This is a genomic window from Roseovarius pelagicus (assembly GCF_025639885.1).
Taxonomy (GTDB): Bacteria; Pseudomonadota; Alphaproteobacteria; order Rhodobacterales; family Rhodobacteraceae; genus Roseovarius; species Roseovarius pelagicus.
In genome coordinates this window covers 2,786,855-2,800,431 of sequence record NZ_CP106738.1, presented here as the reverse complement: position 1 = coordinate 2,800,431, position 13,577 = coordinate 2,786,855, and the positions used below count along the sequence as shown (strand labels likewise).

16 protein-coding genes are annotated in these 13,577 nt (G+C 60.7%); 4 read left to right on the top strand and 12 right to left on the bottom strand.

Features of this window, described 5'->3' with window-relative positions; translation table 11 throughout:
* Positions 1-246: 246 nt before the first annotated feature.
* The 6 genes from N7U68_RS14950 to N7U68_RS14925 all read right to left on the bottom strand — a co-directional run bounded on the left by N7U68_RS14950 (position 247) and on the right by N7U68_RS14925 (position 4,471).
* Positions 247-1,359: an energy transducer TonB gene (locus N7U68_RS14950; protein WP_263047331.1), complete on the bottom strand. Its 1,113-nt coding sequence runs from the start codon at positions 1,357-1,359 to the stop codon at positions 247-249.
* Entirely contained in the window at positions 1,356-1,742 is a 387-nt protein-coding gene (locus tag N7U68_RS14945) for an ExbD/TolR family protein (protein ID WP_263047330.1), read from the bottom strand. Before N7U68_RS14945 ends, N7U68_RS14950 begins: the two co-directional genes overlap by 4 nt.
* A complete protein-coding gene (locus tag N7U68_RS14940) occupies positions 1,739-2,125 on the bottom strand; it encodes a biopolymer transporter ExbD (RefSeq protein ID WP_263047329.1) in 387 nt (128 codons plus the stop codon). Before N7U68_RS14940 ends, N7U68_RS14945 begins: the two co-directional genes overlap by 4 nt.
* A complete protein-coding gene (locus tag N7U68_RS14935) occupies positions 2,118-2,783 on the bottom strand; it encodes a MotA/TolQ/ExbB proton channel family protein (RefSeq protein ID WP_263047328.1) in 666 nt (221 codons plus the stop codon). Before N7U68_RS14935 ends, N7U68_RS14940 begins: the two co-directional genes overlap by 8 nt.
* Complete coding sequence (locus N7U68_RS14930; protein ID WP_263047327.1) at positions 2,780-3,211, bottom strand: hypothetical protein; 432 nt, start codon at positions 3,209-3,211, stop codon at positions 2,780-2,782. Before N7U68_RS14930 ends, N7U68_RS14935 begins: the two co-directional genes overlap by 4 nt.
* 354 nt (positions 3,212-3,565) lie before the next feature.
* Positions 3,566-4,471: a LysR family transcriptional regulator gene (locus tag N7U68_RS14925; RefSeq protein ID WP_263047326.1), complete on the bottom strand. Its 906-nt coding sequence runs from the start codon at positions 4,469-4,471 to the stop codon at positions 3,566-3,568.
* 101 nt (positions 4,472-4,572) lie between these two features.
* On the opposite strand from N7U68_RS14925, the gene N7U68_RS14920 reads away from it, so the two are divergent.
* From N7U68_RS14920 to N7U68_RS14905, 4 genes are read left to right on the top strand one after another with little or no spacing between them, the layout of a single operon-like run.
* Complete coding sequence (locus tag N7U68_RS14920) at positions 4,573-5,568, top strand: zinc-binding alcohol dehydrogenase family protein (protein WP_263047325.1); 996 nt, start codon at positions 4,573-4,575, stop codon at positions 5,566-5,568.
* A 24-nt stretch (positions 5,569-5,592) separates the two neighbouring features.
* Positions 5,593-6,561 carry an LLM class oxidoreductase gene (locus tag N7U68_RS14915; protein ID WP_263047324.1) on the top strand — a complete coding sequence of 323 codons (969 nt, stop codon included), beginning with the start codon at positions 5,593-5,595 and terminating at the stop codon, positions 6,559-6,561.
* A 9-nt stretch (positions 6,562-6,570) separates the two neighbouring features.
* Positions 6,571-7,365 carry an SDR family NAD(P)-dependent oxidoreductase gene (locus N7U68_RS14910; RefSeq protein ID WP_263047323.1) on the top strand — a complete coding sequence of 265 codons (795 nt, stop codon included), beginning with the start codon at positions 6,571-6,573 and terminating at the stop codon, positions 7,363-7,365.
* A gap of 53 nt (positions 7,366-7,418) precedes the next feature.
* Positions 7,419-9,245 carry a sigma-54-dependent Fis family transcriptional regulator gene (locus tag N7U68_RS14905; protein WP_263047322.1) on the top strand — a complete coding sequence of 609 codons (1,827 nt, stop codon included), beginning with the start codon at positions 7,419-7,421 and terminating at the stop codon, positions 9,243-9,245.
* A gap of 54 nt (positions 9,246-9,299) precedes the next feature.
* Here the strand turns inward: N7U68_RS14905 and N7U68_RS14900 are convergent, their stop codons facing one another.
* The 6 genes from N7U68_RS14900 to N7U68_RS14875 form a co-directional block, all read right to left on the bottom strand.
* The gene (locus tag N7U68_RS14900) at positions 9,300-9,602 is read right to left on the bottom strand and encodes a DUF1330 domain-containing protein (protein WP_263047321.1); all 303 of its coding nucleotides are present in this window, start codon (positions 9,600-9,602) and stop codon (positions 9,300-9,302) included.
* Between the two features lie 52 nt (positions 9,603-9,654).
* A complete protein-coding gene (locus N7U68_RS14895; protein ID WP_263047320.1) occupies positions 9,655-10,353 on the bottom strand; it encodes a lipoyl protein ligase domain-containing protein in 699 nt (232 codons plus the stop codon).
* The gene (locus N7U68_RS14890) at positions 10,350-11,030 is read right to left on the bottom strand and encodes a 2-oxo acid dehydrogenase subunit E2 (protein WP_263047319.1); all 681 of its coding nucleotides are present in this window, start codon (positions 11,028-11,030) and stop codon (positions 10,350-10,352) included. Before N7U68_RS14890 ends, N7U68_RS14895 begins: the two co-directional genes overlap by 4 nt.
* Positions 11,027-11,260: a biotin/lipoyl-containing protein gene (locus N7U68_RS14885; RefSeq protein ID WP_263047318.1), complete on the bottom strand. Its 234-nt coding sequence runs from the start codon at positions 11,258-11,260 to the stop codon at positions 11,027-11,029. The genes N7U68_RS14890 and N7U68_RS14885 overlap by 4 nt, the downstream gene beginning before the upstream one ends.
* Positions 11,261-11,333: 73 nt before the next feature.
* Entirely contained in the window at positions 11,334-12,353 is a 1,020-nt protein-coding gene (locus N7U68_RS14880) for an alpha-ketoacid dehydrogenase subunit beta (RefSeq protein ID WP_165194334.1), read from the bottom strand.
* 14 nt (positions 12,354-12,367) lie between these two features.
* Complete coding sequence (locus tag N7U68_RS14875; RefSeq protein WP_263047317.1) at positions 12,368-13,357, bottom strand: thiamine pyrophosphate-dependent dehydrogenase E1 component subunit alpha; 990 nt, start codon at positions 13,355-13,357, stop codon at positions 12,368-12,370.
* Positions 13,358-13,577: the final 220 nt, after the last annotated feature.

Genomic DNA, 13,577 nt, shown 5'->3' with positions numbered 1-13,577 from the left:
CGATAGCCGCCGCGTTGACCGTGAGATTTTCCATACCGGCAAAGACACAAAGACCTCACGACGATCCAATACACGCATCAGATGGAAAGTACCCGGCAGCCCCCCGGTCGGTGCAGTATCGACCGCGTCTGTCCAGTGGATGGTGGCTGCTGCTTCGCGGGCGGCCTCGATGATGTGTCGCTGGGTCGGATTATTGGAGCCAAGGTTTTGGCGATTGTCCGTATGATCCTGTCTCCCGCCGCAGCGTCAGCGACCCTTGATACTGATTGAAAAATCGCGACGCGCACCAGCAGGTGGCGCAGGAAACGGTGCCGCGCGCCGGATCATTTGCGCCGCAGCCTGATCAAGCTGCGCCGAGCCGGAACTGCGCGCCACCGATACTCTGGCCAACGCACCGCTGGGCGCAATACTGAACGCGATGACGGCGGTGCCCTTGCTGGCGGCGCGTGGTCGCGACACGCGCGAAATCTTCTTCATCACCAGACCGGGATAATTGCTGGCCGCCGCATTGCCAGCGGCATTGGAGTGCCCTTGCGCGTTCCCAGATGTCGTTGCCTTGGCAGCGGCCTGTCCGGTCGCGGATCCGGCCGTAGCGTTCTGATTGGAATTCCCGCGTGCGGTCACAGCAGGTTGTTTCTTTGTCCGCTTCTTTGCGGACTTTGGCGGGCGTGCTTGCTTGTGTTTCTCTTCAAATGCCTCGCTGCGTCTTTGCGGACGTAACGATCGCGCAACCGCAGAGGATGGATTGTCCTGCGCTTTGATAACATCCTGCGCCATATCAGGCGCAAGCGGCGTGGTTAATTCCGGTTCTGTTTGGTCGGGCGGCGTCATCTCGGACGGCTGTGCCGGAGTTGGTTTCAGTGGCTTCGCCACCTCAGGAGGCGGGCTGAGGGCAGCGATCGTCGGTACTGCATCAGCGGCCAGCGGCACAGTTGGCGTAACATTCTCGGCCAAGGCGGCGTCGGGCGTATCTGGCAGCGCGTCAGGCGCAGGCATACGCGTTTGAACCGGCGTATCTGGTTGTCTAACCTCCACTTTCGGCGCATCCGGCGTGGTATCGGGCACAGGTGTGTGACTCAGGCTCGGCGGGTCCGCCTTCGTCGCTTCGTCGGGAATGATCTTTTCCGCCTCTGTAATGGATTCCGGTGGGTCTGCGGTCAGCGTGTCTTGGCTGTCATCTGCCTCAATTGTGCCCGCAACCATATCGGCAAAGCTGGTGCCTAGCCGGGCCTCCTGCGCACCTGTACTGCCCTCAACCTCTATATCGGTCCCGGTCATCAGGGCCCAGCCCAGCGCGCCATGCAGCACGATCGCGCCCGACAGGGCACAGACTTTCACGAAACGCGATGCGGAAATCATTGCAGACCTCGTTCGGTGACGATGATGACCCGCGCGGCTCCTGCCCCGCGCAGCTCGCGTGCGATGCGTATCAGATCGCGGGCTGGCAGATCACGGTCGGGGACAAGCCGAACTTCGGGGCCGGCCTCATCCTCGCGGCGCGGCACGAACGCGGCCGCCGATGTGATCTCTGTCCCGTGATACGTGAGTACACCATCGGCGCTAATCACCAGCGCGTCCGGTGGCGCACGTCCCTCCAGATCAGTGGTGCGAACCAGATCAAGCGCCGGGTCGAGTGGCTGCGCGAGCGTACCTGCGACCATGAAGAAGACAAGCATCAGAAACACGATGTTGATCAATGCGATGGTCGGCTCGCGTTTGGTACGTGGGCGGGCGGGTCTCATTGGCTGCCCAGTACGGTGGGAACGACCCTCGGCACGCCGCGCAGGACCACTAACAAATCGGTCAGGCGCTGCGACGTCACATCGCCCTGCAGCGCGATAAGCAACGGCCGGGGGGTGTTGGATTCTGGCATGTCGCGCAGCAGGTCTGTTAGACGGTCCAGCACGGTGTCTGTACCGTTCAGCCGTATGGCATTCGGGCCAAGCTGCAGAAACAGCGGCTTGGTCTGCGATGTGATCACGGCACCACCGCTGGCGGCACTCAGTTCAAGCTCCGCGAATTTGGAGAATGTCGAGCTGAGCATGAAAAAGAGTAGCAAGAGAAAAATCACGTCGATTAACGATGTCATCGACAGCTTGCGCCGCTCCTTGCGCCGCCTAAGCACGTCGCGCCGGGGCTTCGCCCGCCATGCCTGACGTGCGTTGCGCCGCCGCCGAGCCGCGCGGCGCTATAACCGTCGTCAACGCACGTTCCGCCGTCACCCGCTCGCGGTCCATCCGGCCCTCGAACCAACTGAGGATCAACGCCGTCGGCATCGCCACCACGAGGCCCACCGCCGTCGTCAGAAGTGCGACCCAGATACCGCCTGCCAACAGGGACGGATCTACCTGAGCACCCGCGTCCTGCATTGACTGGAATGCCTCAATCATACCCAGAACCGTCCCGAACAGGCCCAGAAGCGGGGCCAGTTGCGCCACGGAATCGAGCATGCGAAACCCGCTTTCAAGGCGTGCGAACCTGCTTTCGGCCTCGGCGGCCAAGCGCGGCATATCCGGAGTTTGCGCCGAAAATGCCATTTCGATGACCGGCGCTAGATAGCTGCTGGAACGGGACAGCGCGGCACTCGCTGCGGCTCCGTCGCCCATGTCCCATGCTGAAACCGCCTCTTTCAGCGCGGTATGGCGTCCGACGCCTGCCACCGCAAATTGCCATAGCTTGTAGATCACCGTCGCCAGCGTCACGATCGAAACTGCAATCAAAAGCATTACAACGGGACCGCCGAGCTCTGCAATCTGGCGCATGGGTTCCAGAAGAACGGTCATCCCTGCACCTCGATGTCGGTGCGTGAAGATACGGTCAGCCCGGCCTCGCAGGCCGTGGCATCCAACGTCGCACTTTCGCAGGTATTGGCCCCGTTGATCAGGACCATGCCAAGTGCATCACAGCGCACACCCGGTACCGAAAACTGGCGAACCCGGGGGCGTGCAGGCGGCAGCGCGCCGAAATCAAACAACGCCAATCTGTCCACTTGCCCTGAACTATCAAAGAGAACCGTCTCATAGACGAGTTTTTCGATCGGATCCGCATGTCCGTTGATCACCATGAAGGTCAGAGTACAGGTATCATCGGTCGTCTTCGCCGCGTTCAGTTCCAGCGAGACGGCTGCACCGAGGATGCTTTCGTCCGACGCCGATGCATGCATCGCGGCACTGATGATGGCAACAACGCTGAGTATAGTTTTCACAACCATGATATCATTCCTTGCTTGGCACAGCGCTGCCGCCTGATGCAAACGATAGAAAAATGCGCGAGACCTTGGGATATGGTGACTGATTTGACATGAATCGGCATCGCGCAGCGTTTGATGGATAGAAATACCTAGCATGCACGAGGTGCGCGGCTGGGGCGATTGAGCGTGGAATCACCACATTTCATCTAGGAAATCAATACCTGATAGAAACAATCAGCATTTAGTTGCGCTACTCTCCCCGTGACCACCGCCTATGGCTCAACCGCTTCGCGGCTTCGATAGGAGGCTTTCAGTGGTGTGGAAAAACTCTGACCGATCCGCCGTTAAAGCAGATATGACGAATATTCTGAATGATCATACACCCCAGTCGGAATGCGTTCCTAAATGGCGGATCAGAAAATCGATCAGAATGCGCGTTTTGGGGGTAAGCACGTTTGAGCGCGGATAGACCAACCACAAAACCGATCTGTCGTTCAGTCTCCATTCTGGCAGCACTCGGACAAGGCGACCCGAGGCAAACTCGTCCGCAACGCTCCAAAGTGAATTGATAGAGAGCCCCGCCCCGGCGAGGGTCGCTTCGCGCTGTGCGTCGCCGTCGTCCACGATGGTGCGGCAGCGCATAACAGCTGGATCAAGGCGCGCCGTCTCGCCTTCTGGCCCGCGCAAATCGCGTGGTTCAAGGTCTTGCCAGGCAATGAACTGATGACCAGAAAGCTCTTTTAGGGTCTTCGGGATGCCGTGCGCCGCAAGATACGCGGGGGACGCACATAGAACCCGCGCGTCGTCGGCCAGCTTTCGGCCCTTGAGGCTGCTGTCAGTCAAAGGCGCACTGCGCAACGCCAGATCAAAGCTGCCTTCGATCGCGTCGAACCGCGTGTCAGACAGGCGCAGGTCCAGCGTCAGGTCGGGATAGATCGCATGGAACTCGGGCAACAGCGGCATGATATGACGTTGCGCGAAACTGCTTGGCGCGGCAAAACGCAGCGTGCCGTTCGGGCCGGCTTCACTGCCACCAAGGATGGCTTTGGCGGCCTCCGCCTGCGCCAAAATCTCTCGCGCATAGGGCAGGAAATCAGACCCTTCGAGCGACAGCGACACCTTGCGCGTGGTACGCCGCAGCAACTCTACGCCCAGTTCGTGTTCCAACTTTGCGAGGCGCGCGCTGGCAACCGCGGGTGCTAGGCCCAAGTCACGTCCGGCGGCGGAGATGTTCAACCGTTCGGCGGCCATCACAAACAGGCGCAGGTTGTCAGTGTCCACAGCTATTATCTCCGCAATCCGAATAATCAAATCCGAAAAGGGCCGCTTTCTAATAACTACGCAAGAGTTATCTTGGCTGCATCATTAAAAGGACATGACACATGAAAGCCATCGGTTACAGCGCAGCGGGCCCGACAGGTACGCTCGAAATGGTCGAATTGGACCAGCCCAAGATCGGGCCGCGCGATCTGTTGGTCGCGGTTAAGGGCATCTCGGTAAACCCGGTCGACGTCAAACTGCGCGCAGCCGTAGAACCCGATGGCGCGGTGCGCATACTCGGCTTTGATGCGGCCGGAGTTGTCGCCGACATCGGTGATGAGGTCACGTGTTACAAGGTCGGCGATGAGGTGTTCTATGCTGGCGATGTCACCCGCGCAGGAACCAATGCCGAGTATCACGCGGTTGATGAACGGATCGTCGGGTGCAAACCGGCATGCCTTGATTTCGTGCAGGCGGCTGGAATGCCGCTGACGTCAATCACCGCTTGGGAGATGCTGTTTGACGCCTTTCGGCTGCCCGAAGGTGGCGGAGAGGGTCAGACACTGCTTGTCATCGGCGGTGCAGGAGGCGTCGGATCAGTCCTGATCCAATTGGCCAAAGCCCTGACCGGCCTCACTGTGATCGCCACCGCATCGCGGCCCGAAACACAGGACTGGGTGCGCAAGATGGGCGCCGATCACGTGGTGGATCATCGTGGCGATCTGGCGGCCCAAGTGGCGGATCTGGGCCTTGCTCCCAGCCATGTCGCCGCGCTGACCGCAACCGATCAACACTGGCCGGCGATCATCGACCTGATCGCCCCGCGCGGCCAGATCGCCCTGATCGACGACCCCGAGACCCTCGACATCAAAGCGGCAAAGCCCAAGGCACTGAGCATTCATTGGGAATTCATGTTTACGCGCTCGATGTTCGGCACCGACGATATGAGCACCCAGCGCGATCTGTTGAACCGCGTGGCCGAGATGATCGAAAAAGGCACCCTGCAATCCACCGTCACCCAGCGTGATGGGCGCCTGACCGCAGAGGCGCTGCGTCATGCACATACGCGTCAAGAGAGCGGTCGCGTGATAGGCAAACAGGTGCTCGGCGGCTTTTGAATTTGCGACGTGAGGAGGTTGACGATGTTGGATCAGACAGGACACAAGTCATTCACGAAAATGAACCGGGCCTATAACGCCACCTTTAAACCGGGGCAGATGAGCGTCGGTCTCGTAGCCCCATTGGAGGCTTATCCGCAGAGCGCGGTGCCGGACATGACACGCCATATCGAACGCGCGAAGTTGGCTGATAACTTGGGGTTTGCCGCGCTCTGGCTGCGAGACGTGCCATTTAATGTGCCGTCCTTCGGTGACGCCGGACAGATCTTTGACCCCTTCGTTTACCTCGGCGTATTAGCGGCTTCGACGCGGGATATCGCGCTTGGCGTGGCGAGCATCGTCTTGCCCCTGCGCCACCCCGCGCATGTGGCCAAGTCGGCGGCTTCGGTCGATGTGCTGTCGGGCGGGCGACTGTTGCTCGGGGTCGCCTCCGGCGACAGACCCGAGGAATACCCGGCGCTGAACAAGGGCTTTGAGGATCGCGGCAGCAGGTTCCGGGACAGCGTGGATTATATTCGCGCAATGTCAGAGGACTACCCCCACCGCGAGACCGCTCAGGGAAGGCTCTCAGGTGGGATCGACATGCTGCCGAAACCCACGGGCGAACGATTGCCGCTGTTGATCACCGGCGGCAGCCAACAGAGTCCCGATTGGGTCGCGCAGAACGGCGATGGCTGGATGACCTATCCACGCGATGCTGCAGCGCAAGGTCAGGTGATCGGTGCCTATCGCCAGCGCATTTCCGCAGCGGGCCTGCCGGACAAGCCGGTGATGCAATCGCTCTATATCGATCTCGTAGCGCAGGCAGATGCGCCGCCCCAACCGATCCATTTGGGCTTTCGGTCGGGCTCGGACCATCTAAAGCGCTACCTGACGGAAATCCGCAGGCTGGGCGTCAATCACGTCGCCCTGAACCTGCGCTTTAGCGGCACGGATATCGAAGACACCATGCACCGGCTGGCCAAAGACGTCCTGCCAGACTTTCAAAGTTGAGGAACTCCCATGACCAAGACGATCCTGATCACCGGCGCGACTGATGGCATCGGCCTGCTAACCGCCAAGACGCTCGCGGATGAAGGCCACATCGTATTGTTGCATGGCCGCAGTGCTAAAAAACTGGAGGCCGCAGCCAAAGAGGTCGGTGGCGACCCTGAGACCTTTCTCGCCGATCTGTCCCGTCTGGAAGAGGTTGCGGCGCTGGCCGAGGCGATCCGTGCTCGCCACGACCGGATCGACGTGTTGATCAACAATGCAGGGGTCTACAAGGTCGCTGAAACGCATACGCCAGAGGGGCTCGACACCCGCTTCGTTGTCAACACGCTCGCGCCGTATCTGCTCACGCAGAAACTGCTGCCAATCATTCCCGCAGACGGGCGCGTGGTGAACCTGTCGTCGGCGGCGCAGGCTCCTGTGGGCATAGCTGCATTGCGCGGCAAACAGGCGCTCGACCAAATGCAAGCTTATGCGCAGAGCAAGCTGGCGATCACGATCTGGACGCAAGCGTTGGCGCGGGCGCACCCGGATGGGCCCGTCTTCATCGCGGTAAATCCCGGCTCGTTACTGGCCTCGAAGATGGTCAAGGAGGGCTTCGGCGTCGCTGGCAACGACCTTTCCATCGGGGCCGACATCCTGTGTCGTGCGGCGTTGTCGGATGAGTTTGCCGAGGCCACCGGGCGCTACTTCGACAACGACAGCGGGGGCTTCGCCGAGCCGCATTCCGCGGCCTCCGATAAAACGCAGGTCGCCGCCGTCATGGAGGCGATAAGAGATCTCACCGGTGCCACAGACCGAGAGTAGCAAGGCGTTTACAGACGTCGCGCTGACGTCCTAACATCTACAACGGAAGAGACATGACCGACGCCCTGACCCTCAGGATCCGTGAAGAAATCGCCGCGTCGTGGGATCGGTGCGAGCGGCAGCACAAGCTCGCCCGCGATGCCGTCCGCCCGATCATGCGCCTCCAAAGCTCGGAGATCGCACCACGGTTGCAGCAGATCACGGCGCGCACAGGCGGGCGGCAGGGCTTCTTTCGCCAGTTGGCATCATCCGTAGGCGACGGTAAACGCTGTCTTGTGGTCACGGACGCCGACGGGGTGCTTGTGCGGCTCGAAAGCGCTGGCGGTCAAGAGACCGAAGATTGGAACGGAATCGCTCTCGGCTCGTGCTGGGATGAACGCATCGCCGGCACCAATGGCGTGTCCATGGCGCTACGCGCCGGGCGCGCCTTTACCGTTGGCGGGGCCGATCATTTCTATCAGCGGCTCCGGGCCTTTGCCTGTACCGGCACGCCGATTTTTGACGCGATGGGTGCGCTTGTGGGATCGGTCAACCTAGTCACCTACGACCACGGAACCCCTGCTGAACACCTAATCACGCAACAGTATCTAGCAACCGCCGCAGACCGCATCCAGCGACGCCTGTTCGAACAGCATTTTAGCGATAGCTTGCTGGTGACCGTATCCTCGTCTGCGCCGGGGCGACCGCTTTCGGGGGACGGGTTAGTGGCGGTTGATGAGTCAGGGATTATCCTCGGCGCGACCTCCGCCGTGAACCGGCTCTTTCAGCACGATGCGCGCAACACGCTGAAAGGCCAACCGTTTCAGGCCGTGTTCAACATGGAGAGCGACGCACTGGCGAAAGTGCCTGAGCGTGTACTTTCGATGCCAAAGCCTGAAGGCGCGGTTGTTAGCTTTTCTGCGAGGATGCCGGGCACTGCTCGCTCGCTGCATCCGGGCGCAACCATCCGCACGCCTGCGCGGCGGGGGCGCCGCCTGCCGCCGTCGCTGCGCGATTTGGCGACGGGGTGCAAGATCATGGCGGCACGCTGCGCGGAGGCCCGAACCTTGTTTCAGGCAGGCACCTCTCTTGTAATTGAAGGCGAAACTAGCACCGGCAAATCCGCCCTGATCGCCGCGCTGGCTGGCGACGCACCGCTATTGAGGGTGGATTGCACCACACTGCGCGACGATGCGGCAGACGCAGGTGCTCTGCGCTCAGTTCTGACTCAGGCGCGCGTTCTTGCCATGATGCCAGAGGCGACCAACGATCGACCGACGGTGGTGTTCGACAATATCCATGAGATGCCTGTCGCGGCGCAATCCGTGCTGCGCGGACTACTTGAGTCAATCGAGAGCGATGCTGCATCCGGCGATGCGCAGACTCCAAGGCTGGTATCGGTGAGCCGCCGCCCGCTGATGCACCGCGTCGCGCAAGGGCGTTTCCGTGACGACCTCTATTACATGCTGGCCGGTGCGCATGTATCGCTGCCACCTCTGCGAGAGCGCGAGCGGCCCGAAATTCTGGCCGAAGTGCTCGCCACCCGGATCGCCGGGCGGCGGATAACGCTGAGCGAAGCGGCGGTTACCCTGATCAAGGCGCATACGTTCCCCGGCAACCTGCGAGAACTGCGGACGGCACTGGAGCGGGCATTGATAACCATGGCGGGGGATCAGATCACACCGGTGGACCTGTCCCCGACGTCGATCAGAATGGCAGAACACGTTCCTGCCCTGTCAGATACGCTCGCTCCGGCGTTGGCTTATGACGACGGGGCGCGGGTACGCGACGCGCTGACCTCCAGCGGATGGAACGTCACCGAGGCTGCCCGCCGTCTCGGCATCAGCCGCGCCACGATCAATCGTAAGATCAAGCGCTATGGGTTTATGCGTCCGGCGTGACCTGCTGGGCAGTGATCCCGACCAAGACATCAGTTGATAGAGAACCCGCGAGCTTCACGCGAGGTCATCTTTTCCTTCGACAACGAAATGAACGCTATCCGATCCTTCTCTACGGGCCTTGAGATATGGGGCGTAGTCCGGATCGTTGACAAAGTTCAGCGCGGCTTGCCTGTCGGGCCATTCCAGAATGATACGCAGAGCCGCAGGACTGTCGGCCCCTTCGACTTGTTCGTGACTGGTTGTGCGCACCAGATATTTACCGCCATGTTTGGCGATAATCTTCCCCACTGGTTCGATATAGCTGGGAATCCAGCCTTCCGACGTCGGTGTTACGGCGAGAATTGAATAGGCTGTCATGGCGTGTTTCTCCTTGATGTTAGGGATTGGTGTCGGTCCGGGTTGTTTGATCTCAGGCCACGATCCCCCCGATATGAGGGGACGGGGCTTCTAGCGCGGCAAATGATTTGTCATACAGGCGGGCGGCCAGTTCATCCGCAGCGCGCCATTGCTTGGGGAATGCCGATTCCAGCGTGATGTGGGCGACCGCAGACACCGGTCCCAGCCCAAGGTCATGGTGGAACATGCCGACTGCGGCTGCGCCCGGAGTGATATCGCCATGTGTCAGGATCAGCGCATGGATCAGAATGCGTTTTCGCCTTTGGCGCACGGGACGCAGCCGTTGAGCGGTCCCCACCACCTTGCGGCCAAAGACGGCGAGGTTCCACGCCCCGTCGCAAAAGCTGTCCGGTGTCGCACCGGGCATGAGGTCAGACGACAGAGCATCGCGTATGATTTGTGTAATGAGACGATACCCATCCTCAATGGTAAAATATCGGTCTTTGGTTAATCCAAGCGCGAGGTTCAGTACGCCAGCCCCCTGCGGCACGGCCCCGCCGCCTGTCGGGCGAAGGTGAAGTGGCCAGCCGCGCCCTGCGGTTCTCGATTTTGCGCCCTCGAAACCGGTTAGGCGTTGCATTGACGCAGGGCAGACCAATGCGCGTTGCCGCGCCGTCCAAAGACGAATTTCTGTGTGGTTCGAGGCGAAGGCGTCTGTTTCCAAAGCAAGACCCTCCGCCACGGTATCCACGACATGCAACGGCCCCGTCACGATCCCATCGCCTCGATCTCATTGCAGATCGTCGTCATCAGATCGCCCGCCGGTGCGCCATCGAGCGCGCGGTGATCAAAGGTTAATGACAGGCCGACATGGGGCCGCAGTTCGATCGCGCCATTGTCCCCGCGCACCGCTCGATCCGTCATGCGTCCGATGCCAAGGATGCAAATCTGCGGCGCGTTGATGATCGGGGTAAAATGCTCCACCCGTGTCAGACCGAGGTTCGACACAGTGAACGTGCCGCCGGTCATCTCGGTCACGCTAAGCTTGTTTGCCTTCGCCCGCGCCGCGAGGTCTTGCCGCGCCGCGCGCAGGGCAGAGACGTCCATTGCACCAGCGCCAAAGATCGCCGGGGCGACAAGTAGATTGCCCGGCAAGGCAATGGCGACCGACAAATCAATCGCCTCCGACAACTTCACCTCGCGCCCCTCGACCCGGCCATTGGCGTCCGAGTTCTTCTGCAACGCCCTGACCACCGCCAGCATCAGCAAATCTTCGACCGAGACCTTGGTGCCCGCCTCCGCAAGCCGCGCTTTCTCGGCCAGCAGGGCAGCGGCGTCGGCGCTACCGTGGTGAGTGAGTTGTGCGGCCGTCTGCAGGCTCTCGACCATGCGATCCGCAATCATCCCGCGCACGCCCTTTAGCGGCACGACCTTTGCCGCGCTCTTCATGCGACCTGACCGATCACCGCGCCTTTGGCAACGACGGCATCAGCCTCTTCCTTGATTGTCAGTGTGCCCGAGGCAGGTGCATGGATCTCGTATTGCACTTTGGCAGTCATGATCTCAGCGATCAGCGCCCCGCCTTCGATGTTTGCGCCATCATCAACGAGCCAGCCCGTAATAACGCATTCCTCGTCTTCGTCCCAAAGGTCCGAGGGGATAATAATATCGGTTGCCATCTGGCAGTCCTTTCCTGTTCGGGGGCGCAACCCGCGCCCCCAGAGTTATAGAATATCTGGTAAGTGGACCTGTTCAGGCCGCCTTCATGTCATTCCAGGCTGCAACGATCTTGTCGGGGTTGGGCAGACAGAACTGCTCCATCACCCGCGCATAGGGGATCGGCACATCGGGGAAGGCCACGCGTTTTGGTGCGGCTTTCAGGACCGATATGTTATGCTCGGTTACGCTGGCGATAATCTCGCCAGACAACCCGTAACTCATGTAATCCTCGTCTACGACGATCAGTCGCCCGGTCTTGGCTACGCTGGCGCGGATGGTCTCGCGGTCTAGCGGCACAAGGCTGACAAGGTCCACGACCTCGGCACTGACACCCTGCGCTTCGAGTGCCTTCGCGGCCTTCAGCGCATTGTGAACGCCCATGCCGACGCTGACAATCGACACGTCTTTGCCCTCGCGCACCACCTTGGCCTTGCCGATTTCCAGCGTATAAGGCTCTTCCGGCACATGCACCGTGGCCCCTGCTTCGGTGCCAAGCCATCCCATGCCCTGTAGCCCCTTGTGATACATGTAGACCACGGGGCTGTCGTCGCGCATCGCGGCGGTCATTAGCCCCTTAGCGTCATAGGCGTTCGACGGCGCGACCACCTTCATGCCCGGCAGGTGGGCGAAGGTGCCATAGAGGCACTGCGAATGCTGCCCGCCGTCGGAATAGCCGCCGCCGGTGGAGGTCATTAACACCATCGGCACTTTCAGATTGCCACCCGAGAAGTAGATGTTCTTGGCCATCAGGTTGTAGATCGCATCAAAGCAAACGCCAAAGAAGTCGACGAACATCAGCTCCACAACCGGGCGCATACCGTCTTGTGCAGCACCAACAGCAGCGCCGATAAAGGCGGTCTCGGAAATTGGCGTGTCGCGGATGCGCTCGGCACCGAACTCATCCAGCAAGCCACGGGTGTTGCCATAGACCCCACCCAGCGCGCCGATGTCCTCGCCCATCACAAAGACGGTCGGATCAATGCGCATTTCCTGTGCAGTGGCCTCGGCCATGGCACGGGCAATGGTTAGCTTTCTTTCGTTAGATTTTGTCATTGGTCTTCCTCCCTTCAGGCTGCAAAGACGGCAGTCAGCGCGTCTTCGGGTGCCGGATCCGCACTCTCGCGGGCAAATTTGATGGCCGCTTCGACACGGGCCTCGGCTTCGGCTTCAATCGTGGCAAGCTCCTCCTCACTTGCGGCACCGTCCTTTAGCAGACGCGCGCGCATGGCGGGGATCGGGTCCTTCGCGCTTAGCCCGTCCTTCTCGCCCTCTGGCCGATAGCCCTCGGCGTCGCCCATAAAGTGTCCGGCCAGCCGGTAGGTATCGACCTCAATCAATGACGGCCCCTCGCCGTTGCGGGCGCGTTCGATGGCCTTGCCCGCGGCCTCGTAAATCGCGAAAGGATCATTGCCCTCGACCCGCGTGCCGGGGATTCCATAGGCGGCGGCGCGCACGTCGTTGGTCGGCACGGCAGTGGCGGCGGATTTGGCCACCGAAATACCCCAGGCGTTGTCCTCAATCACGCAGACGAACGGCAGGTTCCACACGGCGGCAAGATTCATTGCTTCGTGCCAGCCGCCCTGATTGACTGCGCCTTCACCCACGAAAGCCACCGCCACACCCGGTTTGCCCTGCATCTTGCGGCTGAGTGCGGCCCCAACGGCAGGCCCCATACCCTGCGCGATAATGCCAGAACAGGCGAAGTTCACATCCGCATCAAAGAGATGCATATGCCCGCCGCGACCGCCCGACAGGCCCGTGGTTTTGCCAAAGATCTCGGCGGCCATCTTGTCGAGATCGACGCCCTTGGCGATGGCCTGATGGTGCGGGCGGTGGGTGGCCGTGACCACATCCTCGGGAGTCAGGTGCGCACAGACCCCCACCGCCACCGGCTCCTGCCCATCGGACAGGTGCATCTCGCCCGGAATCGGACCGTTGGCCATGTTAAAGGCCGGTGATTTTCCCTCGAAATAGATCTTCGCAATGGTTTCCTCGAACCGCCGGCTCGTGACCATGTTGCGATACATCCAGTGCTGTTCTTTCTGTGTTGGTGCCATCAATCTCTCCTCCCATGTGCGACGGGGTTACCGCCTTGAACACTGCTTGAAGGGTTCCCCCAGATGTCAGCTTAAACAACGCTGGCGTGCCGGTTCGGCACTACGGGACGCTTAACTGTCTCATGATGAGACAGTTTGAGACAGGGCGCGGCAACGTGAGACACGGGTTTCAGGGTTAAACCAAATTATATAGAAAATCAGAATAGTGAACTAATAATTC